This is a genomic window from Bradyrhizobium valentinum, assembly GCF_001440405.1.
Classification (GTDB): Bacteria; Pseudomonadota; Alphaproteobacteria; order Rhizobiales; family Xanthobacteraceae; genus Bradyrhizobium; species Bradyrhizobium valentinum.
In genome coordinates this window covers 45,886-71,327 of the sequence record NZ_LLXX01000101.1, presented here as the reverse complement: position 1 = coordinate 71,327, position 25,442 = coordinate 45,886, and the positions used below count along the sequence as shown (strand labels likewise).

At 62.3% G+C, this 25,442-nt stretch carries 22 protein-coding genes; 11 read left to right on the top strand and 11 right to left on the bottom strand.

Going from position 1 to position 25,442, the window contains the following annotated elements; all coding sequences use genetic code 11:
- Positions 1-81: 81 nt before the first annotated feature.
- Positions 82-1,050 (top strand): zinc-binding dehydrogenase, encoded by a 969-nt coding sequence (locus CP49_RS15375; protein WP_057851069.1) that lies wholly within the window; start codon positions 82-84, stop codon positions 1,048-1,050.
- Positions 1,051-1,300: 250 nt separating this feature from the next.
- Here the strand turns inward: CP49_RS15375 and CP49_RS15370 are convergent, their stop codons facing one another.
- From CP49_RS15370 to CP49_RS44665, 6 genes are all read right to left on the bottom strand, one after another.
- The gene (locus CP49_RS15370; RefSeq protein WP_082646034.1) at positions 1,301-2,299 is read right to left on the bottom strand and encodes an aldo/keto reductase; all 999 of its coding nucleotides are present in this window, start codon (positions 2,297-2,299) and stop codon (positions 1,301-1,303) included.
- Positions 2,300-2,466: 167 nt separating this feature from the next.
- Positions 2,467-2,688, bottom strand: a complete 222-nt coding sequence (locus CP49_RS15365; protein ID WP_057851067.1) for a hypothetical protein — start codon at positions 2,686-2,688, stop codon at positions 2,467-2,469.
- Between the two features lie 628 nt (positions 2,689-3,316).
- A complete protein-coding gene (locus tag CP49_RS15350; protein WP_057851064.1) occupies positions 3,317-4,159 on the bottom strand; it encodes an amidohydrolase family protein in 843 nt (280 codons plus the stop codon).
- 181 nt (positions 4,160-4,340) lie between these two features.
- Positions 4,341-4,847 carry a hypothetical protein gene (locus CP49_RS15345; protein WP_057851063.1) on the bottom strand — a complete coding sequence of 169 codons (507 nt, stop codon included), beginning with the start codon at positions 4,845-4,847 and terminating at the stop codon, positions 4,341-4,343.
- A 33-nt stretch (positions 4,848-4,880) separates the two neighbouring features.
- Positions 4,881-5,153 carry a hypothetical protein gene (locus CP49_RS15340; RefSeq protein WP_057851062.1) on the bottom strand — a complete coding sequence of 91 codons (273 nt, stop codon included), beginning with the start codon at positions 5,151-5,153 and terminating at the stop codon, positions 4,881-4,883.
- 169 nt (positions 5,154-5,322) lie between these two features.
- On the bottom strand, positions 5,323-5,553 hold the full coding sequence (locus CP49_RS44665; protein WP_156438451.1) for a hypothetical protein: 231 nt from the start codon (positions 5,551-5,553) through the stop codon (positions 5,323-5,325).
- A 737-nt stretch (positions 5,554-6,290) separates the two neighbouring features.
- Here CP49_RS44665 and CP49_RS15335 point away from each other — a divergent pair.
- Both CP49_RS15335 and CP49_RS15330 read left to right on the top strand, forming a co-directional pair.
- Complete coding sequence (locus tag CP49_RS15335) at positions 6,291-7,667, top strand: cation-efflux pump (RefSeq protein WP_057851061.1); 1,377 nt, start codon at positions 6,291-6,293, stop codon at positions 7,665-7,667.
- 194 nt (positions 7,668-7,861) lie between these two features.
- Positions 7,862-10,174: a PAS domain-containing sensor histidine kinase gene (locus tag CP49_RS15330; protein WP_057851060.1), complete on the top strand. Its 2,313-nt coding sequence runs from the start codon at positions 7,862-7,864 to the stop codon at positions 10,172-10,174.
- 1 nt (position 10,175) lies between these two features.
- Here the strand turns inward: CP49_RS15330 and CP49_RS15325 are convergent, their stop codons facing one another.
- Positions 10,176-11,066: a LysR family transcriptional regulator gene (locus CP49_RS15325; RefSeq protein WP_057851059.1), complete on the bottom strand. Its 891-nt coding sequence runs from the start codon at positions 11,064-11,066 to the stop codon at positions 10,176-10,178.
- A gap of 113 nt (positions 11,067-11,179) precedes the next feature.
- Positions 11,180-11,557 (bottom strand): hypothetical protein, encoded by a 378-nt coding sequence (locus CP49_RS44660; protein WP_197423124.1) that lies wholly within the window; start codon positions 11,555-11,557, stop codon positions 11,180-11,182.
- Between CP49_RS44660 and CP49_RS15320 the strand changes: the two genes are divergently transcribed.
- The 4 genes from CP49_RS15320 to ctaD all read left to right on the top strand — a co-directional run bounded on the left by CP49_RS15320 (position 11,453) and on the right by ctaD (position 16,760).
- On the top strand, positions 11,453-12,103 hold the full coding sequence (locus CP49_RS15320) for a cytochrome c oxidase assembly protein (protein ID WP_057851058.1): 651 nt from the start codon (positions 11,453-11,455) through the stop codon (positions 12,101-12,103). The two genes, CP49_RS44660 and CP49_RS15320, sit on opposite strands and share 105 nt — an antisense overlap.
- 166 nt (positions 12,104-12,269) lie before the next feature.
- Positions 12,270-13,226, top strand: a complete 957-nt coding sequence (locus CP49_RS15315) for a c-type cytochrome (RefSeq protein WP_057851057.1) — start codon at positions 12,270-12,272, stop codon at positions 13,224-13,226.
- A gap of 74 nt (positions 13,227-13,300) precedes the next feature.
- Positions 13,301-14,236: a cytochrome c oxidase subunit II gene (gene coxB, locus CP49_RS15310; RefSeq protein ID WP_245310697.1), complete on the top strand. Its 936-nt coding sequence runs from the start codon at positions 13,301-13,303 to the stop codon at positions 14,234-14,236.
- Positions 14,229-16,760: a cytochrome c oxidase subunit I gene (gene ctaD, locus CP49_RS15305; protein WP_057851056.1), complete on the top strand. Its 2,532-nt coding sequence runs from the start codon at positions 14,229-14,231 to the stop codon at positions 16,758-16,760. The genes coxB and ctaD overlap by 8 nt, the downstream gene beginning before the upstream one ends.
- A 247-nt stretch (positions 16,761-17,007) precedes the next feature.
- On the opposite strand, the gene CP49_RS15300 is transcribed toward ctaD, so the two are convergent.
- From CP49_RS15300 to CP49_RS15290, 3 genes are all read right to left on the bottom strand, one after another.
- Positions 17,008-18,819, bottom strand: coding sequence for an adenylate/guanylate cyclase domain-containing protein (locus CP49_RS15300; RefSeq protein WP_245310705.1), 1,812 nt, complete (start codon positions 18,817-18,819; stop codon positions 17,008-17,010).
- A gap of 124 nt (positions 18,820-18,943) precedes the next feature.
- Complete coding sequence (locus CP49_RS15295; protein ID WP_057851055.1) at positions 18,944-19,915, bottom strand: ABC transporter substrate-binding protein; 972 nt, start codon at positions 19,913-19,915, stop codon at positions 18,944-18,946.
- A 181-nt stretch (positions 19,916-20,096) separates the two neighbouring features.
- Positions 20,097-21,752 (bottom strand): winged helix-turn-helix domain-containing protein, encoded by a 1,656-nt coding sequence (locus CP49_RS15290; protein WP_057851054.1) that lies wholly within the window; start codon positions 21,750-21,752, stop codon positions 20,097-20,099.
- Between the two features lie 323 nt (positions 21,753-22,075).
- Between CP49_RS15290 and CP49_RS15285 the strand changes: the two genes are divergently transcribed.
- From CP49_RS15285 to CP49_RS15270, 4 genes are all read left to right on the top strand, one after another.
- On the top strand, positions 22,076-22,333 hold the full coding sequence (locus CP49_RS15285) for a hypothetical protein (RefSeq protein WP_156438447.1): 258 nt from the start codon (positions 22,076-22,078) through the stop codon (positions 22,331-22,333).
- Positions 22,334-22,386: 53 nt separating this feature from the next.
- On the top strand, positions 22,387-23,166 hold the full coding sequence (mddA, locus tag CP49_RS15280) for a methanethiol S-methyltransferase (RefSeq protein ID WP_156438445.1): 780 nt from the start codon (positions 22,387-22,389) through the stop codon (positions 23,164-23,166).
- Between the two features lie 238 nt (positions 23,167-23,404).
- Positions 23,405-23,881 carry a formate dehydrogenase subunit gamma gene (locus tag CP49_RS15275; RefSeq protein ID WP_057851052.1) on the top strand — a complete coding sequence of 159 codons (477 nt, stop codon included), beginning with the start codon at positions 23,405-23,407 and terminating at the stop codon, positions 23,879-23,881.
- Positions 23,878-25,434, top strand: a complete 1,557-nt coding sequence (locus CP49_RS15270; protein ID WP_057851051.1) for a formate dehydrogenase beta subunit — start codon at positions 23,878-23,880, stop codon at positions 25,432-25,434. The genes CP49_RS15275 and CP49_RS15270 overlap by 4 nt, the downstream gene beginning before the upstream one ends.
- Positions 25,435-25,442: the final 8 nt, after the last annotated feature.

The window sequence follows — 25,442 nt, the reverse complement described above, 5'->3', positions numbered from 1 at the left end:
TTCGAGGCTCGCTGCGCTCACACCTCAGGATGACGGGAAACAAAAACTTCACCTTGCGTTAGACGATAAAGAGAAGAGCCCATGAAAGCCTATGTCTACGGCGCCAACGGCGCCGAAATCGCCGAAATTGCAAAACCTTCGCCAAAGGGCACGCAGGTGTTGGTCAAGGTCCATGCCTGCGGCCTCAACCGCGCCGACCTCGGCATGACCAAGGGCCACGCGCATGGCTCTGCCGGCGGCGTCGGCACGGTGCTCGGCATGGAATGGGCGGGCGAAGTCGCCGAGCTCGGCCCCGACGCCAAGGGCGTCAAGGTCGGCGACAAGATCATGGGCTCGGGCGGCGCGGCGTTTGCCGAGTACACGCTGGCCGACCACGGCCGGCTGTTCCGCGCGCCCTCCAACATGAACTTCGAGGAGGCCGCTACCCTCCCCGTCGCGCTCGCCACCATGCACAATGCCGTCGTCACATCAGGCGCGCTGCAGGCGGGCCAGAGCGTGCTGATCCAGGGCGCCAGCTCCGGCGTCGGCTTGATGGCGATGCAGATCGCAAAATTCAAGGGCGCGAAGCTTGTCATCGGCTCCTCGACGGATGCGATGCGCCGCGGCCGCCTGAAGGAGTTCGGCGCCGATCTTGCGATTGACTCCAGCGATCCCGGCTGGGTCGATCAGGTGCTGAAGGCCACCAATGGCGAAGGCGTCGACCTGATCGTCGACCAGGTCTCCGGCAAGGTCGCGAACCAGAATCTCGCCGCGACCAAGGTCAAGGGGCGCATCGTCAATGTCGGCCGGCTCGGCGGCACCCACGCCGATTTCAATTTCGACCTGCACGCCGCCCGCCGCATCAATTATATCGGCGTCACCTTCCGCACCCGCACGATCGAGGAGATCCGGGAGATCTTTGACGAGGTCCGCAAGGACATCTGGCCGGCGGTCGAATCCCGCAAGCTGCAACTGCCGATCGACACGGTCTATCCGTTCGCCGAGATCGGAAGTGCGTTCGAGCACATGGAAGCCAACAAGCACCTCGGCAAGATCGTGGTGACGCTGTAGCCGGGCGCAGTGGCGATGGGCTAACCGTACTGCATCATAAGCCCCTCATGGTGAGGAGCGCGAAGCGCGTCTCGAACCATGAGGCCCCGTCTGTGGCCTGCATCCTTCGAGACGCCCGCTCTGCGGGCTCCTCAGGATGAGGGGTTGAAAGGCCATGACGCAGTAGAACTAAATCCGCCCTGCACGCTGCGTGTCCCGGCTCTGCGGTGCAGCGCGTGAGCGCTGCTCCGCAGAGCCGGGACCCACACCGTCATCGTGCCTCGCCAGAAAATCCCTGTCGCAACTCCGCCAGCCGATCGAGCGCAGCTTGCGGCAGCGGGCCTTTTTCGGCAGCAGTGAGTGCGTCCTCGAATTGTTGCGGCGTCGCCATGCCGACCAGGATCGTGCCCATCGCCGGGTGAGATAGCGCAAACCGCGTGGCGGCTTCGGTCAGGTTGGTGGCGAAGCCCTCCTCTACCAGCGGCGTCAGGCGGCGCGCGCGATCGATATCGGCGTCGTAGCTCATCGCCGAACCGAGCGGCTCCGGCGCCGGACCCGCGATTGGGTGACGCTCGGCTGAGCCCGACAGCGCGCCGCCGGCCAGCACACGGATGCCCACGACGCCGACGCCGGCGGCCTCGGTGTGATCAAACAACCGTCCATAATCCTGCGCCGGATAGCGCGCCGGCAATTCGCAGGCCGCAGACGGATTGAGCATGTTGTAGACGACCTGCGCGCTGTGGAAGACGCGGGCATCGATCACGTGATGCAGCGCGGCCGTATCGCCGAGCGCCGTCATCCCGAGAAAACCAATCTTGCCCTGCTGACGCAGGCGCTCGAATGCCGGGACCACGTCGTCGAGCACCTGCCGGACGCTGAGCGCCGATCCGCCGCCGTTCTCGGTAATCGAATTGTGCAGATGAAGGATGTCGACCCGATCTAGACGGAGCCGCGCCAGACTGCCTTCGAGCGATATCCTGACGGCGTCAGCCATGCGGCCGGTCTCGCCGGGTGGCAACCTGACCTTGGTGCCGACGGCCACGTTGGCCGGTTTCAGCTTTTGCAAGACGCGGCCGAGATTCTTTTCCGATTCGCCATCGCCGTACTGCACTGCGGTGTCGAAGTAGTTGACGCCGGCGGCGATTGCGCGTGCGATGGTGCGCTCCTGGTCGACAGGATCGCCACGTACCATCAACCCGCCCACCGCGCCGCAGCCGAAGCCCAGCACCGAGAGCCGCATTCCCGTGCGCCCAAACACCCGCAATTGCATCGCTGTTCCTCCGGCTGATCTGGAGATTATGCAAGGTCGAACGGCCGTTGCTCAACCTTGATGTTTGCCGCCGTGATGATCAGCGACCACCCCTGATTTCGGCTTTCTGAAATGCGGATGCCAACAGGCGACATTCGAAATAAGCGAGGCCGCCAACTGCGACGACCTTACCGGACGCCTAGTTCTCTGATCGCCTGAGCCGAAAGCTGCGCCGCGTCATGGACACCGGTTTGCGCGATCTTGATGATCTTCTTCGCAACCATTTCCGTCAGGGGGTCGTCGCGATCCTTGACGCAGAGGGTGTGCAACGTTTGCTCGTACGCCGCAGTGATGTGGCCAATCTCTTCCGGCCCCAAGGTAGAGTTCTTCAATAGGCGATAAATAGCCATTCTACTTGAACCTATTTTGGTGCCTGGAGCCCGAGGCCAGCCACGCGGTCATACGGCAAGCTGTCTCGGCCCGGCGGGCTTTGCGAACCAGGAGATTGCGCTCAATACCCGGCGGGGTACCTTGGGCCTGCTTGCGCAACTGCGTTGCTTCCTTTGCAAGGCGCTCTTCGAGGGAGGTCGTTTGTATGAAACGGCGACGCTCTGACATACGCGGCTCCCCATTTGAGGATTGGCGGGAGCGCGACTGGCGTTCTCATCACCGATGACTGCCACGAGACGCGCGGTGATGCCAAAGTGTGCGCCCTGATCCTGAGGAGCGCCAGAACTTTGAAGATTAACTTTCTTGCGGAACCAAATGAGGCGCAGTGGGCTACTGGGCTAGCGTCATTCCGGCTTTTTCTCTGGACGTTCAATAAGTTCGTATATGGGAACGTGGGTGGTTTCCAGCCACGATTCCAGTGCAGCTCCGCAGACCTTGCAGACCGCGTCACCCGTATGCGGCACCAAGAACTTCTCTTCAGTGCGACTGTACTCGGCGCCGCAAGTGCATTGCACAATTGTCGCCATCCCGGAAATATGCGCATCGGACCGAAGATTTTCCAGCCCGGAACTCTGTCATACCTGCGCACTAACCCTTCTTCGGTGACCAGTCATAAGCCTTGATGCAGGCACCGCCCATCAGCATGGCCCGCTCGGAGTCGCTCAGGCGGCTGCTCCTGAGGAAGGGCTCGACGGCCTGCGCGTAATTGACGACGGCAAACGCCCGCGTCCAGTCCGTGCCCCACAGGCAGCGCTCGAAACCCCAGGCATCGAATACGCGGGCGAGCGGGTCCCAGATGTCAGGGAAAGGAAAGGGCTCGCGGGACAACGTGCAGGCGCCGCTGACTTTGATCACGGCGTTCGGGCGTTTTGCGAGCTCCAGCACTTTCGGCAGGACGGCCCAGGGTTCGGGCGGCGCCGGCGGCACGCGTGGCTGCAGGATGCCGAGATGGTCGATGATGAATCGCGTGTCGGGGTGACGATCGATCAGCACCCTGCCCGCGTCCAGATTGTCCCAGCAGTGGAGGTTGACCGGAAAATCATGGCGAACCGCCGCGCGCGCAATCCGGTCGAGGCCGGGGTCATCAGGCGGGCGCCGCGCCTCCTTCGTCAGCATGATGCGGATTCCGACCGCGCCCGGCGTCTTCTTCCAGTCGGCAACGACGTCGGCCACATCAGGGTCATCAGGGTCGACCGGCTTGACGATGGCGAGCCGGCCGGGATGGGCCCGCTGCACTTCCACGGCATAGCTGGCGTCGTAGCGGTACAACGAAAAGGCGGAGATGAAGATCGCGCCGTCGACGCCGACCTTGTCCATCGCCGCCACCATCTCGTCACCCGTGACGTGATCGGGCCAGTTCGGCACACTGTGCCAGGGCCGCTTCGGACTGTTCGCCTCATAGGCATGAACCTGGGAATCGACAATCATCATCGGGGCCTCCGCTTTGTTGCGAGCGATTTTGGACAATGCGGCCGGCTCGTGTCCAGATAGCAAGGACGCCGCGCTGCAATGCGTGTGGCGGTGCGCAGGCGTGGGTCAAGGGCGACGCCGCTGCATCGCGAACGGCAATGGCACGCGGGAGCGAAACCGCGGCGTCTTGTTGCGGCTCGCGCTACCGCGAATGCAACATGGATCTCTGGGCCATCACGCTTGTGACCGAGCCGAATTGCTGCGCGGAGCGGTTGAAGCCCGCTTTTGGGGCCAGTTGCAAAAGACTAGCTGTTTGTTGCTCGAACGAGCTCTCAATTTCGAGACAGCGCCAAGGCAGCAGTAAGGGGAACCACCACAAGTGTGAGAATAAACAGACCAAAAATTGATCTGTCCCCGCGCTCTTCCAGTCGGTAGTGACCCGTGCCAACCACAGACCAGCAACAATGGATGAACAAACAGCAACGCCGACCGCCAGGCCGTGCGCATCGCGCGAAAGGCCTAATGGCAGCTTTAGCCCGATGTAGACCACGAACGCCCCCATATAGATCGACCATACGACCCAACAGAACGTGAGCGCTTCCTCCAACGACAATTTTCGAACGAAGAACCATTTTGGACGCAACACCATGAATGCGGACGCGCCCAGCACAGCAAAACAGCCCAACCCAACAGTATCACTATACGTCATACCTAATCCTTGGCGGTGACATCAGAACCGCACTTACGCCTCAGAGCGGCCCATCATGAATTTGTGAAACTGGAGCATCGTCGTGTCAGAAGGCAACCCAAAACCACGAAGGAGTTGAAGGCCAGCGTAGTAGAACACTGCCGCGGCCATGGTCGCCGACATCAGCGCAGTGAGAAATGCATCGCCGAACCCCATTTCCGGCCTTCCAAAAATGAAGAGCGAGCACAATGGCGTCAGAGCTGCCCCCCACAACGAAAGGCCAATGGGCAGGGTATGTGAAATGAGCATGCTGCCGAGACGTTGCATGTTGGCAGACTATCACGGCCTAAGTAGCTCTTCGGAAATCGAACCCTTAGACTTTGAAGCAAATGCAAAAAACGACTTCCCGCGGCCGGCGTACTAACAAAGAGGTCGCTAACAGCGTTCAAATGTCTGCTTTGGGCCAAAACTGACATGGGCCGAACCCAATGCCAGTTCACCATGAAGTCGCCATGCCCCCCCTGCGCGGCCGATGTTCTTCAGTGCGTGCGCCGCCTTGGTTTATCTGTTCTGCACGTTGATAAATAGCAGGCGCGCGCGAGAAATCGATTTTTCCTGAAAGATCGATTTTCCCTAGCAGCTTCAACGTGATTTGCCCCGTCCAGTCTCCCCCGCAAAAATATTCCGCTTCGCCGCAGACCCAAATCACCCCTACAACTCGCGCCATCCCGTCCTACTAGAGGGGCGTTGGCCATCGTCACGAACGTTGGGCGGGTTGCGGTGGACGCGGCAGCGTCGGGCGCGTGGTCGTGTTCGCAGGGCGGGCCTTGGCCTGTGAGCGAACACAACGTGCGGACGACTGGCGAGGCTGCGTACGGCAAAGCCGTGTGGTCCTGGCACCCGTTGCTGGTGTCAAGCTGGCGGAGATGTTGCGATCCCAACCGGGCTTCGCAGTGTCTTCAATCCGTCAGCGATGGAGGCAAGACGAATTCGTCTCCAGGGAGAGCGCGGTATAAGCCGTAAAACCACTGCGCAGGGAGTGCCGGGCTGCTCCGGCTGTACCTGTATGCTCGTGTGCGTTCTCTTTGCGTTATTTGCACACGAGACCGCGGGTGCAGCAAGCACCCGGCATTCCCTGCGCCCTCTTCTCGATGGGCGAATGATTTTGCAAACCTCGGGTGCAATGCGCCGCGAGAATGCGGAGGCGTACTTTGCTCGCTGGCGCTCATCTATCCCCGTTACCCTGAGGAGCGCGCTCTTGCGCGCGTCTCGAAGGGCGACGGCCACCAGCGGGGCCGCTCATCCTTCGAGGCTCGCTCCGCTCGCACCTCAGGATGACGGATCACAGATGGTGAATTTCTCAACTCAGAACAATTCGCAACAAATCGCTCCTGCAAGTGAGTAGCGATTGCGCCTTCAACGGTCGCCTTTAATGTTGGACAACGCCCTGCTAAACCGCCGCCCATGAGTCACACCCCCACCATCAAGACCAACGTCGCGGCGATCTCGATCTTCGCCAGTGCCGGCATGGCCGCGGCCAAATTCGCGGTCGGCATCGCGATCGGCTCTCTCGCGCTGATTTCGGAGGCCCTGCACTCCTCGGTCGACGTGATCGCGACCGTCATCACCTGGCTGGTGGTGCGGGTGTCCGACCAGCCGGCCGATGAAGAACATCATTACGGCCACGGCAAGTTCGAGAGCCTGTCGGCGCTCTTTGTCATCGCGCTGCTCTATGTGCTGGCCGGCGGCATCCTGGTCGAATCCTACAGCCGCCTGCGCGAGGGCGCAGCCCCGCCGACGATATCGGCGATTCCCTTCGTGGTGCTGGTGATCGATATCGCGGTCAATTTCTGGCGTGCGCGGGCGCTGGATCGCACGGCGCGCGCGACCCGAAGCCAGGCGCTGGCGGCGGATGCGCTGCATTTTGCCTCTGACGTGCTCGGCTCCATCGCCGTCATCGCCGGGCTTTTGCTGACCGGCCTCGGCTATGTCTGGGGCGACTCGGTCGCGGCCATCGCCGTTGCCGTGATGATATCGATCCTGGGCCTGCGGCTCGGACGCTCCACCGTTGAGACGCTGCTTGATCGTGCGCCGCAGGGAGCCGCCGAGAAGGCCACCGCTGCGATCCGCGCGGTGCCCGGCGTGGTCGGCGTCGAGCGCCTGCGCGTTCGCATGGTCGGGCCGACACATTTCATCGACGCCATCGCCAACGTACCGCGCAGCTACCCGATCGACCGCGTCGAGGCGATCAAGAAAACCGCGCAGGCGGCGGTCACTGAGGCGCTCGGCGATGCCGACCTCACCTTCACCGCGGTGCCCGTCGCGCGCGACAATGAGAGCGTGCGCGAGCGCATCATGGTGATCGCCCGCAACTCCGGCCTCGCCGTCCACCATGTCACCGTGCATGATCTCGGCGAAAAGCTGATCGTCGGCATCGACCTCGAAGTCGACGGCGACATGGAACTGTCAGCCGCGCACGATATCGCCCACGGGCTGGAGCGCAGCATCCGCGGGGATTTCGGTGAGGATGTCGAGGTCGACACCCACATCGAACCGCTCGAGCCGGAACTGCCGCACGGCACCGACGCCGCGCCCGAGCGCGTCGAGACCATCAAGGCCGCGTTGTCGCGATTTGCCGGCAATGGCGCGATCCACGACATTCACAATGTGCGGGTGCGCGACACCGATGCCGGCGAAATCGTTAATTTCCACTGCCGCGCCGCACCGTCGATGAGCGTCATCAAGGTGCACGAGAAGGTCGACGAGATCGAGCGCGCGCTGCGCGGCGCGTTCCCTTCGATCAAGCGCGTCATCAGTCATGCCGAACCGCCGCGCGCGTAGTTTTGCGGGCGCGTTCCCGTTTCGGACTCGCTTGGCGATGCCTTAATTCGCGTTGGACAAGATTTATTTCGAATTAACGAATCGTTGACTCTCGACAGCCCGGAAAAACTGGATTCAAATCGCTATGATTCGGAAGCGACGTGGGGCGCGCATCCGGACAGTGTGCAAAAGAGCCTTCGGCGGGGGTCTAAAGCATGGCGCGCGCGCATGCAGCGAACGCGTGTGTCCAATCCGATTCGATCAAGGGATTGGCGCAATCGATTGCGAAACCTGCCTACCACCGGCTGCTCACTGCTGAGCCGGCGCTTCGTCGCGCCGTGCCGACGCTCATCATTGCCTTCCTCATCACCATCTGCCTCGGCGCCTTCGTGCAGGTGATCGACCAGAGCCGGCAAAAACGCGCCGCCATGAAGCGCGACCTCTCCGCGCTCACGGATCTCCTGGCCGAACGGCTCGACCGCTTCGCCGCCATCCGGCAGGACCGCGCCGCCAGCATCGAGCGGCTACAGAGCCTGCTGCCCGACCTGATTCCGGCCTGGGGCGTCGCCTCCGGCCGCCATGTCATCATCACCGGCTCCGATCACCGGATCCTGGCCCGCGTGCCGATCGAGAGCAGCCTAGGCGGCAGCGATCGCATCCTCGACGTCATCAGCACGGCGCAACTGCTCGCCGCTCCCGGCCAGCAGGGCGTCGTCACCGACATGACGCTTCCGAACGGCAATGGCGCCATGGCGATCTCGAAGCTGGTCAAGTCGCTGCCGGGCCAGGTCATCGTCATCCAGGAAAAGAACGAGCCGCTGTGGGGTTCGGACGCCGCATTGTCGGTGACGCTCTCGGCCACCACGGGCTTCGTCGTGCTGATCCTCGGCTTCGCCTTCCACTGGCAGTCGACCCGCGCCCGCGAGGGCGACCTCATCAACGACGCGGTGCGCGGCCGGATCGACACCGCGCTCAATCGCGGCCGCTGCGGATTGTGGGACTGGGACCTCTCCCGCGGCAGGATCTTCTGGTCGGCATCGATGTTCACGATGCTCGGGCTCGACTCCCGCAACGATCTCCTCACCTTCGGCGAAGTCAACGCGCTGGTGAAATCCGACGACATCGACCTGTTTGCGATCGCCGACCAGATGATCGCCGGCAAGCTCGACCACATCGACCAGAGCTTCCGCATGCAGCACACCGGCGGCCACTGGATCTGGCTGCGGGTGCGCTGCGAGCTCAGCCACACCTCGGCAGACGGCGGGTTGCACCTGATCGGCATCGCGGTCGACATCACCGAGCAGAAGAGCCTCGCCGAGAAGACCGTGGAAGCCGACCTGCGGCTGCGCGACGCGATCGAGACCATCCCGGAAGCCTTCGTGCTGTGGGACGCGGAAGACCGCCTCGTGCTCTGCAATTCGCACTTCCAGCGGCTGCACAAACTGCCCGATACGGCGGTGACCCCCGGCACGTCGTACGAGACCGTCATCGAGGTCGGCAGCATGCCGGAAGTGCGCACCAGACTGCAGGAGACCGGCGCGCAAGCGCCGGGAGCCCGCACCTTCGAAGCGCAGCTCGACGACGGAAGCTGGCTGCACATCTCTGAACGTCGCACCAAGGACGGCGGCTACGTCTCGGTCGGCACCGACATCACCCGCATCAAGGAACACGAGCAGAAGCTGATCGAGAACGACGCGCGGATGCGCGCCAACGTGCTCGACCTCAAGCGCTCGAAGGCGGAGCTGGCTGATCTTGCCGAAAAATATTCGCAGGAGAAGAACCGCGCCGAGGAGGCCAACCAGGCCAAGTCGAAATTCCTCGCCAATATGAGCCACGAGCTGCGCACGCCGCTGAACGCCATCATCGGCTTCTCCGAGATCATGGGCAGCGGCATGTTCGGCGTGCTCGGCTCCGACAAGTATCAGGAGTACTGCCACGACATCCTGACCAGCGGAAAATACCTGCTCGAAGTCATCAACGACATCCTCGACATGTCGAAGATCGAGGCCGGCCGCATGAAGCTCGACATGGAGCAACTCGACCTGTCGAAGATACTGGCGGAGTCGCTGCGCGTGGTCTCCGGGCGCGCCGAGGACAAGCATCTGACGCTGGACGCCGATATCGAAAGCACCATTTCCGTGATGGCCGACCGCCGCGCGGTCAAGCAGATCTTCGTCAACCTGTTGTCCAACGCCGTGAAGTTCACCCCCGACGACGGCAAGGTCACCGTGCGGAGCCACGTGCTGCCCAACTCGATCGTGCTGATGATCGCCGATACCGGCATCGGCATCGCGCCGGCCTCGCTGCGGCGGCTCGGCAACCCGTTCGAACAGGTCGAGAGCCAGCTCACCAAGACCTACCAGGGCTCCGGTCTCGGCCTTGCCATCGCGCGGTCGCTGACCAGCCTGCACGGCGGAACGATGCGGCTGCGCTCGAAGCTTGGCACCGGCACCGTCGTCCGCATCGTCCTGCCGCGCGAACCGCAGCAGCCGATGGCGAAAGCAAAGGTCGAGGCAGTAGCCGCGTGACCTACTCCAGCGTCGGCGCCACTTCGCGGGCGACCTGCACCAGCGCCGCGATCAGCGGCGTCATCGGATCGCGCTGCGGGATCACCATCCCGACGCTGTAGTCGACGACGGGATCGACGATCGGAATGCTGCGGATGGTGTCCGCCAGCCCCAGGGTCTCCGCGAGTTTTGCCGGCATCACGCTCGCCCAACGCCCGGTCTTCACATGGGTGTAGAGGACCACAAGCGAGTTCGACGTCAGCGTCGGCGTGGCCTCGGCGCCGACCGACGCCAGGGCGCGATCGATGATGCGGCGGTTCTGCATGTCCGGCGTCAAGAGGCACAGCGGCACCTGCCCGACTTCCTTCCAGGTGACCTGCTTGCGATCCCCGAACATGGCATCGGGCGAGGTCAGCAGGCGATAGCTCTCGTTGTAGAGCGGAATGGTGCGAACCTTGCCGATCGGCTCGTTCTCGATATAGGTCAGCCCGGCGTCGACCTCGAGATTTTCGAGCAGGCCCAGCACGTCGGCCGACGTGCAGGACTGGATACGAAAGCGCACGTCCGGGTACCGCGCGCGGAACGGCGTCGTCAGCGACGCCACCATGCCGAGCACGGTTGGGATCGCGGCGATCCTGATCTCGCCGGAGAGCTTGTCCTTGAGGCTGTTGATCTCCTGCCGCATCGCGCGGGCGTCGCCGACGATGCGCCGCGCCCAGTCGAGGGTGCGCTCGCCCTCCGGCGTAAATCCCTGAAAGCGGGAACCGCGCTGCACCAGCATGACGCCGAGAATTTCCTCGAGCTGCTTGAGGCTGGTCGACATGGTCGGCTGGGTGACGCCGCAGGCTTCCGCCGCCCGTCCGAAATGTCGCTCCTTTGCGAGCGCCAGCAGGAGTTCAAGCTTGTCGATCAAAGGTATGGTCCTAGGAAGTTAGTCGCCCGGCGGCCAGAAGTAGCATGGACGGGCGGGTATCAACACTTCAAAAGCGGCATCCGGAGCACGGGATTTCCGGGGGTATTTGGCTCTCATATCACCTCATTTTTCAACCCTATCAGCGGCATTGCGAGGAGCAAAGCGACGGCCTGCCCGCTGCTGCCTTGTCCGTCATTGCTCCTCGCAATGACGGGTGGATACGGCTTCTCATTCTCGCGGCGCTCATCGCCCGAGGTTTGAAAATCCGCCGGCAGGTCCTTCAAATGGAACCCTTGCGCCGGGATGTCGTTGGTTTTGGGCGACCCGCCGCGTATTCCTGAATCACCTTGGGCATCCAAGGAGCGAGCCGGCCCTTGAGCATCCGGATGATCAAACCAGCCCTGGCAAGCGCTTCCGCCGTTCTCGTTGCCGGGGCGACCGTCCTCGCGACGTACGACCTCGGGCATGTCTCGAGGCACATGATGCTTCATATCGCCTCCATGAATGTCGTGGCGCCGCTACTGGCAGCATGGGCAATTGCTTACGGGCCAGCGCGGGACATTCGGGTTTCCTGGCTGTGGATCGCAACCCTTGTCCAGATCATGCTGCTCTGGACGTGGCATGCTCCCGCCGTTCACGCCATCATTGTTCGATCTCCGGCCGTCGGCCTCGCACTCCACGGCGTTCTGTTGCTGGCTGCCGTGTTCTTCTGGTTCACCCTGCTGACGACCTCCGCCGCGCGCTGGCAGGCTATCGCGGCCCTGCTGCTCACCGGGAAACTGGCATGCCTGCTGGCAGCCTTGCTGATCTTTGCACCGAGAAGCCTTTACGAGTCCGCCGGTCACCTCGTTCATGCTGCAGAGCATTTGCCGGCATTTCGCGCACTTGATGACCAGCATATGGCCGGCCTTCTCATGATAACGGCTTGTCCGTTGAGCTACCTGGTCGCGGCCCTGATCATCACCGTACAGTTGATCGGCCGCCCGCAGACCTCGGCAGCCATTTTGCCGCACCGCAGACTTCTCGCCGGCCGCTAGCGTGCGCACCATTCCACGATCTCGCTTGCTATTGTCCGTCCGCCTGATCTTGCTCGGCCTTACTTCAATCGCTCTGGGAGGATTTCTCCTGGCATGGTCCGGCCTCTACAACGTTGCCGCAAGTCGCGGCCACTGGGCCGCGATAGACGCAATTCTGACATTTGGGATGACGAATTCCGTCAGAACTCATGCGCTCGGCATCGAGGCCCGGCCACTGGACAGCAAAGACCTGGCGACGCTTGGCGCCGCTCATTTCCATAGCGGATGCGCCTTCTGTCATGGCGCACCCGGCGTACCGGTCAGCCCGATCGCGCAAAGCATGCTGCCCTCCCCGCCGGATCTGTCGAAATCAATGCGAGAGTGGCGCGATCGGGAGCTGTTCTGGATCGTCAAGAACGGCATCAAGTACACCGGCATGCCGGCCTGGGTGGCCCAGGAGCGGGACGACGAGGTCTGGGCAGTCGTTGCCTTTCTAAGGCTCCTTCCCACGTTGGATGCAGCCGCCTATCGCGAGATGGCGCTGGGCGGGCTGACCGTTCCTGCGCAAAGCGGACGCGAAATCGCGACGACGGAGGCGACGTCCGGCGCAGCGAGCGCGTGTGCACGCTGCCATGGAGAGAAACAGCGCGGACCGAAAAGTCGTCTCGTGCCGGTTCTGCACGGCCAACCCGCCGGCTTTTTAATGGCGGCGCTCGAGGACTACGCGAACGCGCGCCGCCCGAGCGGGATCATGCAGCCGCAGGCTAGCGAACTTTCCGCCGAAGACCGCGAGCGAGTAGCGCGCTACTACGCCGGGCTGGCGCCGCCGGCCAGACCGGAGCCGTCATCGAGCGATGAAGCTGTCGAACGTGGCCGCATGCTCGCGACCCGCGGCGATCTCGATGCGAAAATCCCTCCCTGCATGGACTGCCACAACACCTCATCGCTCGAAGTCTACCCACGCCTTGCCGGACAGCATGCAGCCTACATGGCCAATCGCCTGCGTCTTTGGAGAAATGCACATACCTCGCGTTCCGAGATCATGGCGCCGATTGCGCGATCTCTCAGCGAGCAGCAGATCGAAGACGTCTCGGCGTATTTCTCGTCGATGCATGTCCTGTCTCCAGGAAAGCAAAATCATTGAGGCACGCGCGATCATTCACGGCCATCGTCGCAAGCTCCGTGATGCTTGCCGGCTGCGGCCGCGATATGCAATCGATGTTGGCGCCGAAGGGAATTCAGGCCGAGCAGATCGCAGGCCTGGCATGGCTGCTATTCGGGTTTGGAATCTTCGTACTGGCCATCGTCATCGCCGCAACATGGCTTGCCATAGGAGGATCGGCGCGGAGCCGCCGGATCCTTGCGCAGGAGAGCACCGTCTTCGCGCTTGGCATCGCGTTTCCTGTGGTGACGCTGAGTTTGCTGCTGGGTTACGGCGTCTGGCTGACGCGAGCTCTTCTTGATACTGGCCGCGACCAGAACGCCGTCAGCATCGAAGTGGTCGGCGAGCAATGGTGGTGGCGCGTCACCTACCTGGCCCCCGGCGGTACGCCTGTCGCAAGCGCCAACGAAATTCGCATTCCAGTTGCCACGCCAATCGCATTCAAGCTCAGAGCTGCCGACGTCATCCACAGTTTCTGGGTGCCCAGTCTTGGGGGAAAGGTCGACATGATCCCTGGCCGCACCACGCATTTGCGGCTCACCGCCGAACGACCGGGAACTTATCGCGGGCAATGTGCCGAGTATTGCGGCGGCGCCCATGCGCTGATGGCGCTCGAGGTGGTAGCGATGCCGGCATCCGAACATGCCGCATGGCTGCAGCGCGCGGCCATGCCGGCAAGGGCTCCCCAATCGGACATCGAGCAACGAGGACAAGATCTCTTCCTCGCGGCGGGATGCGGTGCCTGCCACACGGTGCGCGGCACCGCCGCTGCCGGCACGCTGGGTCCGGACCTCACGCAGATGGGTGCACGGCGCTCGGTCGGCGTCGATACAATGCCGCTCACCCGCGATAACGTGGTGCGTTTCATAACCGATGGCCAGCTCGTCAAGCCCGGCAATTTGATGCCAGAGTTTCGCTTCCTGCAACCTTCAGAGCTGGATGCGCTGGCCGCCTATCTTCTCAGCCTTAAGGCAACGGATCCCGATGGCTGACACCAGCACCGTATCTAGTTATCCAAGCACGCTGCCCCGGCCAGGCGGCGAACAGGCGGCACTTGAAGCCGTCTGGGCAAGCCCCCGGTCATGGCGCATCGTTACTGACGTCAACAATACGGTGATCGGCGGCTTCTATGTCGGCACGGCAATGCTGTTCTTTCTGCTGGCCGGCACGCTGGCTCTGCTGATACGGCTACAGCTCGCCGTGCCGAGCAATACGTTCCTCAGCCAGGAGACCTACAACCAGATATTCACCATGCACGGCACGGTGATGATGTTCCTGTTCGCGGTTCCTGTCGTCGAAGCCATGGGCATCCTCCTGCTTCCGCAGATGCTCGGTGCCCGCGACCAGCCGTTTCCGCGGCTGGGTGCTTTTGCGTTCTGGGCCTACTTGGTCGGAGGGCTGGTTTTCTTCAGCACTCTCTTTTTCGACCTCGCCCCATCGGGTGGATGGTTCATGTATCCGCCGCTCACCAGTTCGCGGTTCTCACCCAATATAGGCGCAGACTTCTGGCTGCTCGGTATCGGCTTCATCGAGATTTCAGCGATCGCGGGCGCGATCGAGATCATCGTCGGCGTGTTGCGCACCCGCGCGCCGGGAATGACTCTCGACAGGATGCCGATGTTCGCCTGGACCATGCTGATCTTCGCCGGAATGATCGTGTTTGCGTTTCCAGCGATCATCCTCGCCACGATTCTGCTCGAACTCGAGCGCGCTTTCGGCTGGCCATTCTTCATCGCGGCCAAGGGCGGCGATGCGTTGCTCTGGCAACATCTGTTCTGGTTTTTCGGCCACCCTGACGTCTACATCATTTTCCTGCCGGCTGCCGGCATGGTTTCGATGATCATCCCGACCATGGCCGGAACACCGCTCGTGGGATACCGGCTGGTGGTCGTGGCCCTCATCGCAACGGGATTCTTCAGCTTCGGCCTGTGGGTGCATCATATGTTCACAACAGGAATCCCTGCGCTGTCGCTCAGCTTCTTTTCCGCCGCCAGCATGGCGGTATCATTGCCGAGCGGGATCCAGGTCTTTGCATGGATTGCAACGATTGCCTCGGGGCGCCTGCGCTGGACAACACCGTCGTTGTTCATCCTGGGCTTCCTTTTCATCTTCACCCTGGGCGGGCTCACAGGCGTGATGGTCGCGATGGTTCCGTTCGATTGGCAGGTGCACGATACCTACTTCGTCGTCGCCCATTTCCACTATGTGCTGGTCGGCGGCATGGTGTTTCCGCTGTTCGCAGCCTTCCATTACTGGGCACCGGCCTTCAGCCGCCGCGCCTTATCGGAACGTCTCGGGAAATGGACATTCTGGCTGATGTTCGGCGGTTTCAACATCGCGTTTTTTCCGATGCACCTGACCGGCCTAATGGGCATGCCACGGCGCGTATATACTTATCCGGCCGTGATGGAGTGGGGAGTATTGAACATGGTCTCCACCATGGGAGCCTTCCTGTTCGCCGCCGGCATAGCGCTGTTCCTGATAGATCTCGCCCGAAATCTGCGCCCCGACGCTTCGAATACCGCAGGCAATATATGGAACGGTGGCACGCTGGAGTGGGTTCACAACCGCGTATATGGCGCACGCAGCATCCCGATCGTGACGAGTGCCGACCCGCTATGGGAACAGCCGCACCTCGCCAGGGACGTCGACGCCGGCCGGTATTACCTGCCCGGTTCGATCACCGGCCGGCGCGAAACCCTCGTCACCTCGCCTATCGAGGCGGCGCCGCAATACCTGCTTCGCCTGCCCGGCCCCGGTTGGACGCCATTTCTAGCGGCAATCTTCACCGCGGCTTTTTTTATGCTGCTCACGGTCAAGGCCGTCACGCCGGCGCTGATATCCGGCGTCCTCGCTGTAGCGATGCTCGTCGTCTGGATGTGGGACAGCGATCCGAAACCACTCGAACCAGTCGATATCGGAGGAGGCATCAAGCTCACGACTTACGCATCCGGTTCGCTGTCGCATTCGTGGTGGGCAATGATCGTGCTGCTGCTGGTCACAGGCTCGCTCTACCTCGCCTATGTATTCTCCTATCTTTATCTTTGGACGGTCTCACCGCAATTCTGGCCGAAACCGGAAACGCTTGCGCCGGTCGCTTCGGCGGTCTTGTCGGCCTTTCTCCTTGTTTCCGGCAGCGCCATCCTCGTCGTGGCCGGACGCGTCCTGCCCCGCCGGTCACGGAGCGGCCACGCCTTCGAACTGTTGACAGGGCTTGCCGCCGCCATGCTTCTCGCAGCTCTGATAGCCGAGGTGTCTGCACAGTCGCAAGCAGGCCAGCGGCCGGCAACGGACATCCATGGCGCACTGGTGTTTACGGCGGCGTTCCTCCAAGGGCAAATGGCCCTGCCGATTCTGGTCATGGCGGGGTTTGTGATTGGACGGAGCCTCGGTGGCCGGCTCGGCCTCGAACGGCGCGTGATCTTCGACAATTTCAGCCTGCTATATCACTACACCATTGGACAGAGCCTGCTCGGCTTGTTGCTCGTTCATGGGTTTCCGAGGCTTGCAGGATGAGCGCTGCTTTCGAGGGAATCCGGCCGCTAGGCGATTTGTTGCGCCTGTTCATCGCCCCCGCGATCTGGTTTGCGCATCTCGGCGCCGTCTACGCTGCCGAAGCGCTGATATGCGCGGGGCCGCCGCGCAGCCATGGCGACACGATGAGCTGGATCGTTTTTCTCTTCACCGCAGCGGCCTTGATGTGCCTTGTCATCCTTACCGTCCGCACTCTCCGGCCCGGAGATCGTGTTCCGCCTCCATCGGGTCAGACGAGCGCGTGGTTCCGGCGGATAACACTGCTGCTTGCAGTGCTGTCGGGTTCGGGAGTGATCTGGACCGCTCTGCCCACAGCATTCCTGCCTGTCTGCTCGTCAGCGCCATGATGCGTCAGGCACGAGCGCCCGCTAGCGCTGTCCACCAGCATAGGCGATATCGGCGCGTAGATGCGACCTACGGCGAAAATCTCCAAGGCATGGTCATAGCCTTTGATGGATCGCTCGCCGATGGACGCAAGGGCGATGCTGTCCTTGACATGCCCGGTGACAGCCGGGTCCACCAGTATCTGCGCGTCCTTCGCCAAATCGCAAAGCCGAGATGCCAGATTGACGACGTTTCCGATCGCCGTGTAGTCGAGGCGGCCCTGCCAGCCGAGCGTGCCAACGGTCGCAGGTCCCATCGCGATACCCACGCCGAAACCAATGGCGCAGCCCATAGCGTTCCAGGAATTGGCAAGGGATTGCACCGCAGCCTGCATGTCGATCGCAAGCCGAATGCCGCGGTGGGCCGGGCTCTCGCACGTGACCGGCGCATTGAGGAGGACCATCACGCCATCGCCGGCGAAGCGAATCAAGGTCGCCTCATGGCGGGCCGTGACGATGCCGATGGCTTCATAGTACTGCCTCAGCACGGCCAGAATGGCATCGGGCTCGGCACGCGCGGTAAACGCGGTGAAACCGCGCAGATCACCGAAAATCGCGACTACCTCCCGCCGCTGTGCATCCAGCAGCCGCTGATCGGAGTGCTCAACCAGTTCAGCCACCTGCGGGGGAAGGAATTGCTTCAGGCGATTGATGCGCTCGGACTTCTGCTGCGAGGCCCCGAGCTCCTCCGCCATCTGGTTGAAGCGGATCGCCAATTGCTCAAGTTCGTCGCGGCTTTGGATCGTAATGCGATGGTCGAACTGTCCCATCCCGATCCGCTCAACGCCATCTTCGAGCTGCCTGATCGGTCCCCACATCCGGGACGCGCGCCAGTAAGCGAGCACAAACGCGAAAACGATGCCGATGGCGATGAGTATCAGGGAACGCCACAGCGCGGCGCGGATCGATTCGAACGCCTCCAGCACGGGCTGTTCGGCGATCACCGTCCAATCCACGTTGGCGGCACGCACCGCGAGCGCGACCACCGGCTCGCCGTCCTCACCGGTCGTCGAGACCGCCGATCCGTTCGCTTCGCTGACGACGGACTTCAGCCGGTTGAAGTCACCTGCCCCTGCTCCGCTGCGCAGGACCAGGCTGATGTCCGGATGGGCAATCAGACGTCCGGAGCCGTCGACGACAAGGGCGTGGCCGGTGTCGCCGATCTTGATTGCTGCGATGATATCCCAGATCAGTTTCAGGTTGATGTCGGCCACAACAATCCCGGCGGCCGCGCGGTTTCCCGCGACCGCGATCCGCATATACGGCTCGGAATCGCGCCGATAGTGCACCGGGCCATACCAGACCCGGTTGGCGCGCGCGCCGACAACCGCGGGATCGGCCGACATATCGGCGCCTCGCCCGGTCCTGTTCATGCTGACGCGGGATACAAAAACGCGTTCGGTTCCGGTCGGGTCGACCATCGAGAGCGAAACGATCGCCGGCACCTGCTGCAGCAGACGCAGCCCGTCGATCCTGCGCCGGTCGTCCTCGCCCTGGGTCCAGGGAAACTGCACGACCCAACCGAGCTGATCGCGAATACCATCGGTGAAGGCCTGAATCCGGTCGGCCGCGGAGCGGGCCTCGACCTGAAGAATCTCATTGAGGTAGAGGCGATTGTCACGAAACGCGAACCAGGCCTCGGTTGCGGAACCAAGCATGAGAGGCGTCACCACTGCGACAAACAGTGTGACGAAGTACTTCATGAACAGGGAGCGGCGCGGACGGATCACCGAAAGAAAATCCAATGGAAAGAGTTTTAAACCGATGTGAGATGCGCCGGGATCATTCGATCACCCGATTGGCGCGGAAAAGAACGGAGGATTTGTCCAGGTCGATGCCGAGCAATTCGGCCGTCCTGAGATTCACGACCAGCTCGAATTTGGTTGGCTGAACGACGGGAAGATTGGCTGGCCTTTCGCCACGCAGTATCCGGTCGGCATAGATCGCAAGCGAGAAATAGGTCGCCCGCTGGTTCGCGCCATAGCTCAAAAGCCCGCCGGCATCGCAATATTCGCTCCAGCCAAACATCGATGGCAGCCGATGCGCGATGGCGAAGTCAGCAATCTTGCCTCGGTGCACCATGGTGAGGACGTCCGGAAAGACGAGCAACGCATCTGCATGCGCCTCTCCTGCCAATCCAAGCGCGTTGTCCAGCTCGTCTGCGCCCGAGAAGGGAACATAATGCGGCACAATACTCAGCTTCTCAGCGGCCTCCTTGGTCGCGCGCCACTCCGATTGCTCGCCCGGATGATTGGCGTTCGACAGAACCGCAAGCTTGCGCAGGTTCGGGAGGACTTCCTTCAGGAGCTCAACCCGCTTTCCCGCCAGTTCCAGCGACAGGAAGGTCGAGCCGGTGAAGTTACCGCCGGGCTGCCCGACGCTTTTGACAAGGCCCAGTTCCACGGGGTCGCCGCTCAGGGCGAACAGCACCGGCACCTCCTCGACCGCGGTCATCGCGCGCGTCGCCGGGCCGCTCGAGACGGCCAGATCGACCTTGCCGCGCCTGAGCTCGGATGCCACCTCGCGCAGCGCTTGCGGGTTGCCGATCGCATAGTGCAATTCAAGGACGACATTCTTGCCCTCGACATAGCCCCGCGCGCGCAATCCCTCCCGGAATCCATCCAGGAATGGATCCGGCTGGGACTGCGTGGAGAGCCAGAAGATGCGATAGACCCGCGCCGATTCCTGCGCGAGCGCAGCGGCCGGATAGGCCAGCGCAGCACCGATCAATGCAATGAAATCTCGTCGTTTCATGCTGGCAATATGGCCCGGGCCGGCTTTCCGCGCTTAGAGCCGGCGTTCAGATAGTCTGCAGATAATCTTGATTTTTGGCCTTGCAGGCGACGGCTTTGGAGGCCTCACGCATGGACATTACGACCGATATCATCGGCGCGGCGATCGGCAACGCGATCATCGCGACGCGTGAGGCTGCAAGTCAGCCGGCTTTCGGTATGCCTGCCACGCGCAACCCTTCGACGAACCGGTCGATAAAGCCGGCATCGTTGCAGAAGAAGAACTCCTGCCGTGCTGTCCCGGTGCTGTAGTTCGGCTTGCGTTGCAGAAGCTCGGCGGCCACCACTTTCGCCTGCGTCGGGTCGCCGAGCAAGCCGAGCGAAGCCACAAGCGTCGCAAAGGCCTGATAGGTGGCATTGGGCTGCCGGGTTGCCCGTCGGGCGAACTCGACTGCTATGTCATACTCGCTGAGCGAGAAGTGCGCCCAGGCGCGGACATGGTGGAAAGCAGAAATGTGGCTGTCGCGGGGGCTCAGCATGGTCGCCCGATCGAGCAGCGTTTCCGCCTCGATCTCCCGTCCATACCACAGCATATTGAACCCTTGCGCGAAGTAGGCTTGCGCAAAACTCGGATTGAGCTCCAGCGACACGTCGAGCGCTGCCAGCGCTTCGTCGTTCTGATGGGTCAGGCACAAAGCGCGTCCGAGGGCGCAATGGCAAAAACAATCGAGCTCGTCGAGCGCCACCGCATGATGCCCCTGGCGCAACGCCGTCTCCAGTCGCGCCGGGCGATCTTTCGGCTCGTCGATAAAGGCGCGCTGCAGATTGACGTAGCTGAGCGCGCCATGGCCCCGCGCGAAATTCGGATCAGCGTCGATCGCACGCTGAAAATAGGTTTCGGCCGAGTCGAATCCCGGCGTGGTGAAGCGCCATAGGTTCCACAGGCCGCGCTGGTAGCAATCCCAGGCGTCCAGGCTTTCCGGCGCCTTGCGGGCAGCAAGCTGCTGCTCGACCTTCGACAGCTCTGGCTCGATCGTTGCGGCGATCTGGCGAGCCATCTCCTCCTGGATATCGAAGATATACTCGAGCTGCAGGTCGTATTTGTCTGCCCACAACTGTTTGCCGTCCGCCGCGCGGACGAGCTCTGCCGTGATCCGCACGGTATCGCGGCTCTTGCGAACGCTGCCGACCATCACATACCGGACGCCTAGCAGCTCACCGACCTCGCGGGCATCGACCACCCGACCCTGGAATGCGACGGTCGAGTGCCGCGAGATCACCGAAAGCCACCGGTTGCGCGCAAGGAGGCGAATGATGTCCTCGGTCAGGCCATAGCTGAAATAGTCGTTCTCCGGATCGCCGGACATATTCCCGAACGGCAGCACCGCGATCGACGGTCGCGTATTGGCCTCGGCCTTCACGGATTCCGAGACGACGTCATCGAGGCGGGATACTTCGGCAGAGACCGAGAGGTGGACGGGAGCGTCGGCCGGCGCAGCACTATCCTTGGGAACCAGCGGGGCCGCTTCCATGCCGGCTTCCGGCGCGCTGACGGCCTGAACGTCGCCGACGAAACGGAAGCCGCGCTTGTGCAGCGTCCGAATAAAGAGCTGGTCGGTTCCGTTGTCGCCAAGCGCACGGCGGGCGCCGTTGATGCGGCTGGAGAGCGCAGCTTCCGAGATGATCCGGCCATTCCAGACCGTCTCGATCAGCTCATCCTTGCTGACGATGCGGTCATGGTTCCGCACCAGATGAACAATGAGATCGAACACTTGAGGCTCGATATGGACGGACTTGCCAAGCCGACGCAGCTCTTGCTGGCTGAGATCTAACTCAAATTCGGCAAATCGGTACTGCATTACCACCCCGGTCGAGGTTAATGCGATCCGTGCCTCGCAAACACCAGACGGATCAATGAAACAAATCGAGCAAAAACAACCGCTTCAGGAGGGAAAACCAAGGTCTTCTGAAGAACTCCGCCAAGCTTGAGCGGGCATCTCAATTTACAGACGGGTCAACTCTCGTTCAACCGGAGATGACTGATGATCGGCCTGCTTGATCCCACCAATTCCGATGTTTCGCCAGAAGGCCTGATGCCGCAACGGCACGCGGCCAACGCCGCTTGCCCGCGCCTCGCTCCTTCCATGAAGCGAGCCCGGCGCTCCCGCCGGAGGGTTGACCCATGACTATCATCACCGCAATCCCGTCAGCGACAACGCCAGCGATGTGGAGAAGCGCCCTCCTCCTGGTCGCGCGCCTGAGACGATTTTTCAACCGCTGGGCTGCCGCGACCACCGCCTATCACGAGCGGCAAGTCACGCTGTTCGCGTTGCATCGGCTTGAGGGCTACGAACTCGATCAGACGCGCATCTACCGCGGCCCGATCGATGACGTCGTCGAAAAAGCAGCGCAACTACGCAAGCGACGCCGCCCCGGATAGCCCTGAACAAGACCATTGCCAGACATCACCATTTCAAACGCAAGGAGATCGAAATGTCGATTACCATGCACACCGGACCAAACAGTCCTGCGAAGGCCGTCTCTTTCACGACGAGATTGCTCACGCTCTGCTACGGCGGGCTCGCCTATCTGATCTTCCTCGGCACGTTCCTCTACGCAGTCGGCTTCGTCTCGCAATACATGGTACCCAAAAACATCAATACCGGTCCGGCGTCCTCGCTGACGACGGCCTTGCTGATCAACCTGGTGCTGATGTCGATCTTTGCCGTGCAGCACAGCGGCATGGCGCGGCAGGGCTTCAAGCGATTGTTCGCGCGCTTCGCTTCACCGGCGATCGAACGCTCTACCTATGTGCTGCTGGCGAGCCTGACGCTGATCCTGTTGTTCTGGCAGTGGCAGCCGATGCCTGCGGTGGTCTGGCACATCGACAATCCCGTTGTCGCCGGCATCGCGACCGCGGGCGGCTTTGCGGGCTGGCTCATCGTGCTCTACAGCACGTTCCTGATCAGCCATTTCGAGTTGTTCGGATTGACTCAAGTGGCCGCGCATTTTGCCGGCCGCATGGTCGAACCCATGAAGTTCAAGACGCCGGGCCTCTATCGCCTGATCCGGCATCCAATTTATCTCGGCTTCATCATCGCCTTCTGGTGCACGCCGACGATGACGCTGGGCCACCTCTTGTTCGCTGCGGTGACGACGGCCTATATCTTCGTCGGCATCTATCTCGAAGAGCGCGATCTGGTGGCGATGTTCGGCAGTGAATATCGGCGCTATCGCGAAAAGGTGTCGATGCTGGTGCCAGGCATTTTCTGAAACCAACGACTAGACATCCAAGACGCGCTCGTCACGGCAGACCTGACGAGCGTGTTCCGCTGCCGGACTGTGACGATAATCGGGCGTTAACCTCAATCCGCCTGCCATCGCACCCATAGGCATTGCCTATGCCCTTGTCTTGATTGCGTTTTGAAATCGCAACATGAGACAGCTTTATTGATATCCCGCGCGATTTCCCTACTCATCGGAGCACACAACCTCTGATGAGAACGCGGAAATGACATCGGCATACGAACCCTGGAATGAAGCGCGCGGCGCCGAGATCATCGCCGAACACGACAAGCTCGAAGGCGCGACGCTGGTCATCCTGCACGCGATGCAGGAGGCGTTCGGTTACGTTCCGGAGCCCGCCATTCCGATGATCGCATCCGCGCTCAACCTGTCGCGCGCCGAGGTGCACGGCGTGTTCACGTTCTATCATGATTTCCGCAGCGAACCCGCCGGCCGCCACGTGCTGAAACTGTGTCGCGCGGAAGCGTGCCAGGCCGCCGGCGGCGATGCACTTGCCGCGCGCGCGGAAGCCAAGCTCGGCATCGCGCTCGGAAACACCACGGCCGATACCCGCGTCACGCTGGAGCCGATCTATTGCCTCGGGCTGTGCGCCACCGCGCCGTCGGCCATGCTCGACGGCCGTGTCGTCGGACGGCTGGATGAATCGCGCCTCGATGCGCTGGTCGCGGAGGCGCAACGATGACGATGCGCATTTTCGTTTCCCGCGATGCCGGCGCGATCGCCGTCGGCGCCGATGAAGTAGCAATCGCGCTGGAACAGGCAGCGATCAAATCGGGCGTCGCCGTCGAGATCGTCAGAACGGGATCGCGCGGGCTCTATTGGCTCGAGCCGATGGTCGAAGTCGCTACCTCCCAAGGGCGTGTCGCGTTCGGACCCGTGACAACGGCAGATACGCCGACGGTGTTCGATGCCATGACCACTGGCAGCCCGCACCCGTTGCGGCTCGGCGTCACTGACGAGATTTCCTGGTTGAAGCGGCAGACCCGCCTGACGTTCGCACGTTGCGGCGTGATCGATCCCCGCTCGGTCAAAGATTATCGCGACCATGACGGCTACAAGGGGCTTGAGCGCGCACTGACGCTGACGCCGGACGAGATCCTCACTGAGGTGACCACCTCCGGCTTGCGTGGGCGTGGCGGCGCCGGCTTCCCGACCGGCATCAAGTGGAAGACGGTGGCGCAGGCCAGCGCCGACCGCAAATACATCGTCTGCAATGCCGACGAAGGCGATAGCGGCACATTTGCCGACCGTATGATCATGGAAGGAGATCCCTTCGTCGTGATCGAGGGCATGACGATCGCGGGCGTCGCCGTCGGTGCCACCAAGGGCTACATCTACATCCGCTCGGAATATCCGCATGCGGCTGCGGCGATGAACGCCGCCATCACGGCTGCCCGTCGCACCGGTTATCTCGGCGAGTGTACCATAGGCTCCAGCCACAGTTTCGATCTCGAAGTCCGGGTCGGTGCCGGCGCCTATGTCTGCGGCGAGGAAACCTCGCTCCTGGAAAGCCTCGAGGGCCGCCGCGGCATCGTTCGCGCCAAGCCGCCGCTGCCGGCGCATAAGGGACTGTTCGGCCGACCCACCGTGATCAACAATGTGCTGTCGTTCGCCGCGATCCCCTTCATCCTCGCCGGTGGCGCCAAAGCCTATGCCGATTTCGGGATGGGCCGCTCCCGTGGCACCATGCCGATCCAGCTCGCCGGTAACATCCGGCATGGCGGCCTGTTCGAGACCGCTTTCGGCATCACGCTCGGCGAACTCGTCGACGATATCGGCGGCGGCACGCTTACCGGCCGCCCCGTTCGCGCGGTGCAGGTCGGCGGGCCGCTCGGCGCATACTTCCCGCGCGCGCTGTTCGACACGCCGTTCGACTATGAGGCCTTTGCCACGCGTGACGGGCTGATCGGCCATGGCGGCATTGTGGTATTCGATGACAGCGTCGACATGGCAAAACAGGCCCGCTTTGCGATGGAGTTCTGTGCGGTCGAATCCTGCGGCAAGTGCACGCCGTGCCGGATTGGCTCGACCCGCGGCGTCGAGACGATCGACAAGATTATCCGGGGTGAGCGTACTTCCGAAAACCTCGCCGTGGTCGAAGACCTCTGCAACACCATGAAATTCGGCTCGCTCTGCGCACTCGGCGGCTTCACGCCCTACCCCGTGCTGAGCGCATTGAAACACTTCCGGGAAGATTTTGGCCCGGCACCGGCCGCGCTACAGGCCGCGGAATAGGAGAAACG

Bases quoted from the DNA above. Each gene is read 5' to 3' on its own strand.
- CP49_RS15375 (WP_057851069.1), top strand. From the start codon at position 82: ATGAAAGCCTATGTCTACGGCGCCAACGGCGCCGAAATCGCCGAAATT.
- CP49_RS15370 (WP_082646034.1), bottom strand. From the start codon at position 2,299: ATGCAATTGCGGGTGTTTGGGCGCACGGGAATGCGGCTCTCGGTGCTG.
- CP49_RS15365 (WP_057851067.1), bottom strand. From the start codon at position 2,688: ATGGCTATTTATCGCCTATTGAAGAACTCTACCTTGGGGCCGGAAGAG.
- CP49_RS15350 (WP_057851064.1), bottom strand. From the start codon at position 4,159: ATGATGATTGTCGATTCCCAGGTTCATGCCTATGAGGCGAACAGTCCG.
- CP49_RS15345 (WP_057851063.1), bottom strand. From the start codon at position 4,847: ATGACGTATAGTGATACTGTTGGGTTGGGCTGTTTTGCTGTGCTGGGC.
- CP49_RS15340 (WP_057851062.1), bottom strand. From the start codon at position 5,153: ATGCAACGTCTCGGCAGCATGCTCATTTCACATACCCTGCCCATTGGC.
- CP49_RS44665 (WP_156438451.1), bottom strand. From the start codon at position 5,553: ATGGCGCGAGTTGTAGGGGTGATTTGGGTCTGCGGCGAAGCGGAATAT.
- CP49_RS15335 (WP_057851061.1), top strand. From the start codon at position 6,291: ATGAGTCACACCCCCACCATCAAGACCAACGTCGCGGCGATCTCGATC.
- CP49_RS15330 (WP_057851060.1), top strand. From the start codon at position 7,862: ATGGCGCGCGCGCATGCAGCGAACGCGTGTGTCCAATCCGATTCGATC.
- CP49_RS15320 (WP_057851058.1), top strand. From the start codon at position 11,453: ATGATCAAACCAGCCCTGGCAAGCGCTTCCGCCGTTCTCGTTGCCGGG.
- CP49_RS44660 (WP_197423124.1), bottom strand. From the start codon at position 11,557: ATGAAGCATCATGTGCCTCGAGACATGCCCGAGGTCGTACGTCGCGAG.
- CP49_RS15315 (WP_057851057.1), top strand. From the start codon at position 12,270: ATGACGAATTCCGTCAGAACTCATGCGCTCGGCATCGAGGCCCGGCCA.
- coxB (WP_245310697.1), top strand. From the start codon at position 13,301: ATGTTGGCGCCGAAGGGAATTCAGGCCGAGCAGATCGCAGGCCTGGCA.
- ctaD (WP_057851056.1), top strand. From the start codon at position 14,229: ATGGCTGACACCAGCACCGTATCTAGTTATCCAAGCACGCTGCCCCGG.
- CP49_RS15300 (WP_245310705.1), bottom strand. From the start codon at position 18,819: ATGCTTGGTTCCGCAACCGAGGCCTGGTTCGCGTTTCGTGACAATCGC.
- CP49_RS15295 (WP_057851055.1), bottom strand. From the start codon at position 19,915: ATGAAACGACGAGATTTCATTGCATTGATCGGTGCTGCGCTGGCCTAT.
- CP49_RS15290 (WP_057851054.1), bottom strand. From the start codon at position 21,752: ATGCAGTACCGATTTGCCGAATTTGAGTTAGATCTCAGCCAGCAAGAG.
- CP49_RS15285 (WP_156438447.1), top strand. From the start codon at position 22,076: ATGACTATCATCACCGCAATCCCGTCAGCGACAACGCCAGCGATGTGG.
- mddA (WP_156438445.1), top strand. From the start codon at position 22,387: ATGTCGATTACCATGCACACCGGACCAAACAGTCCTGCGAAGGCCGTC.
- CP49_RS15275 (WP_057851052.1), top strand. From the start codon at position 23,405: ATGACATCGGCATACGAACCCTGGAATGAAGCGCGCGGCGCCGAGATC.
- CP49_RS15270 (WP_057851051.1), top strand. From the start codon at position 23,878: ATGACGATGCGCATTTTCGTTTCCCGCGATGCCGGCGCGATCGCCGTC.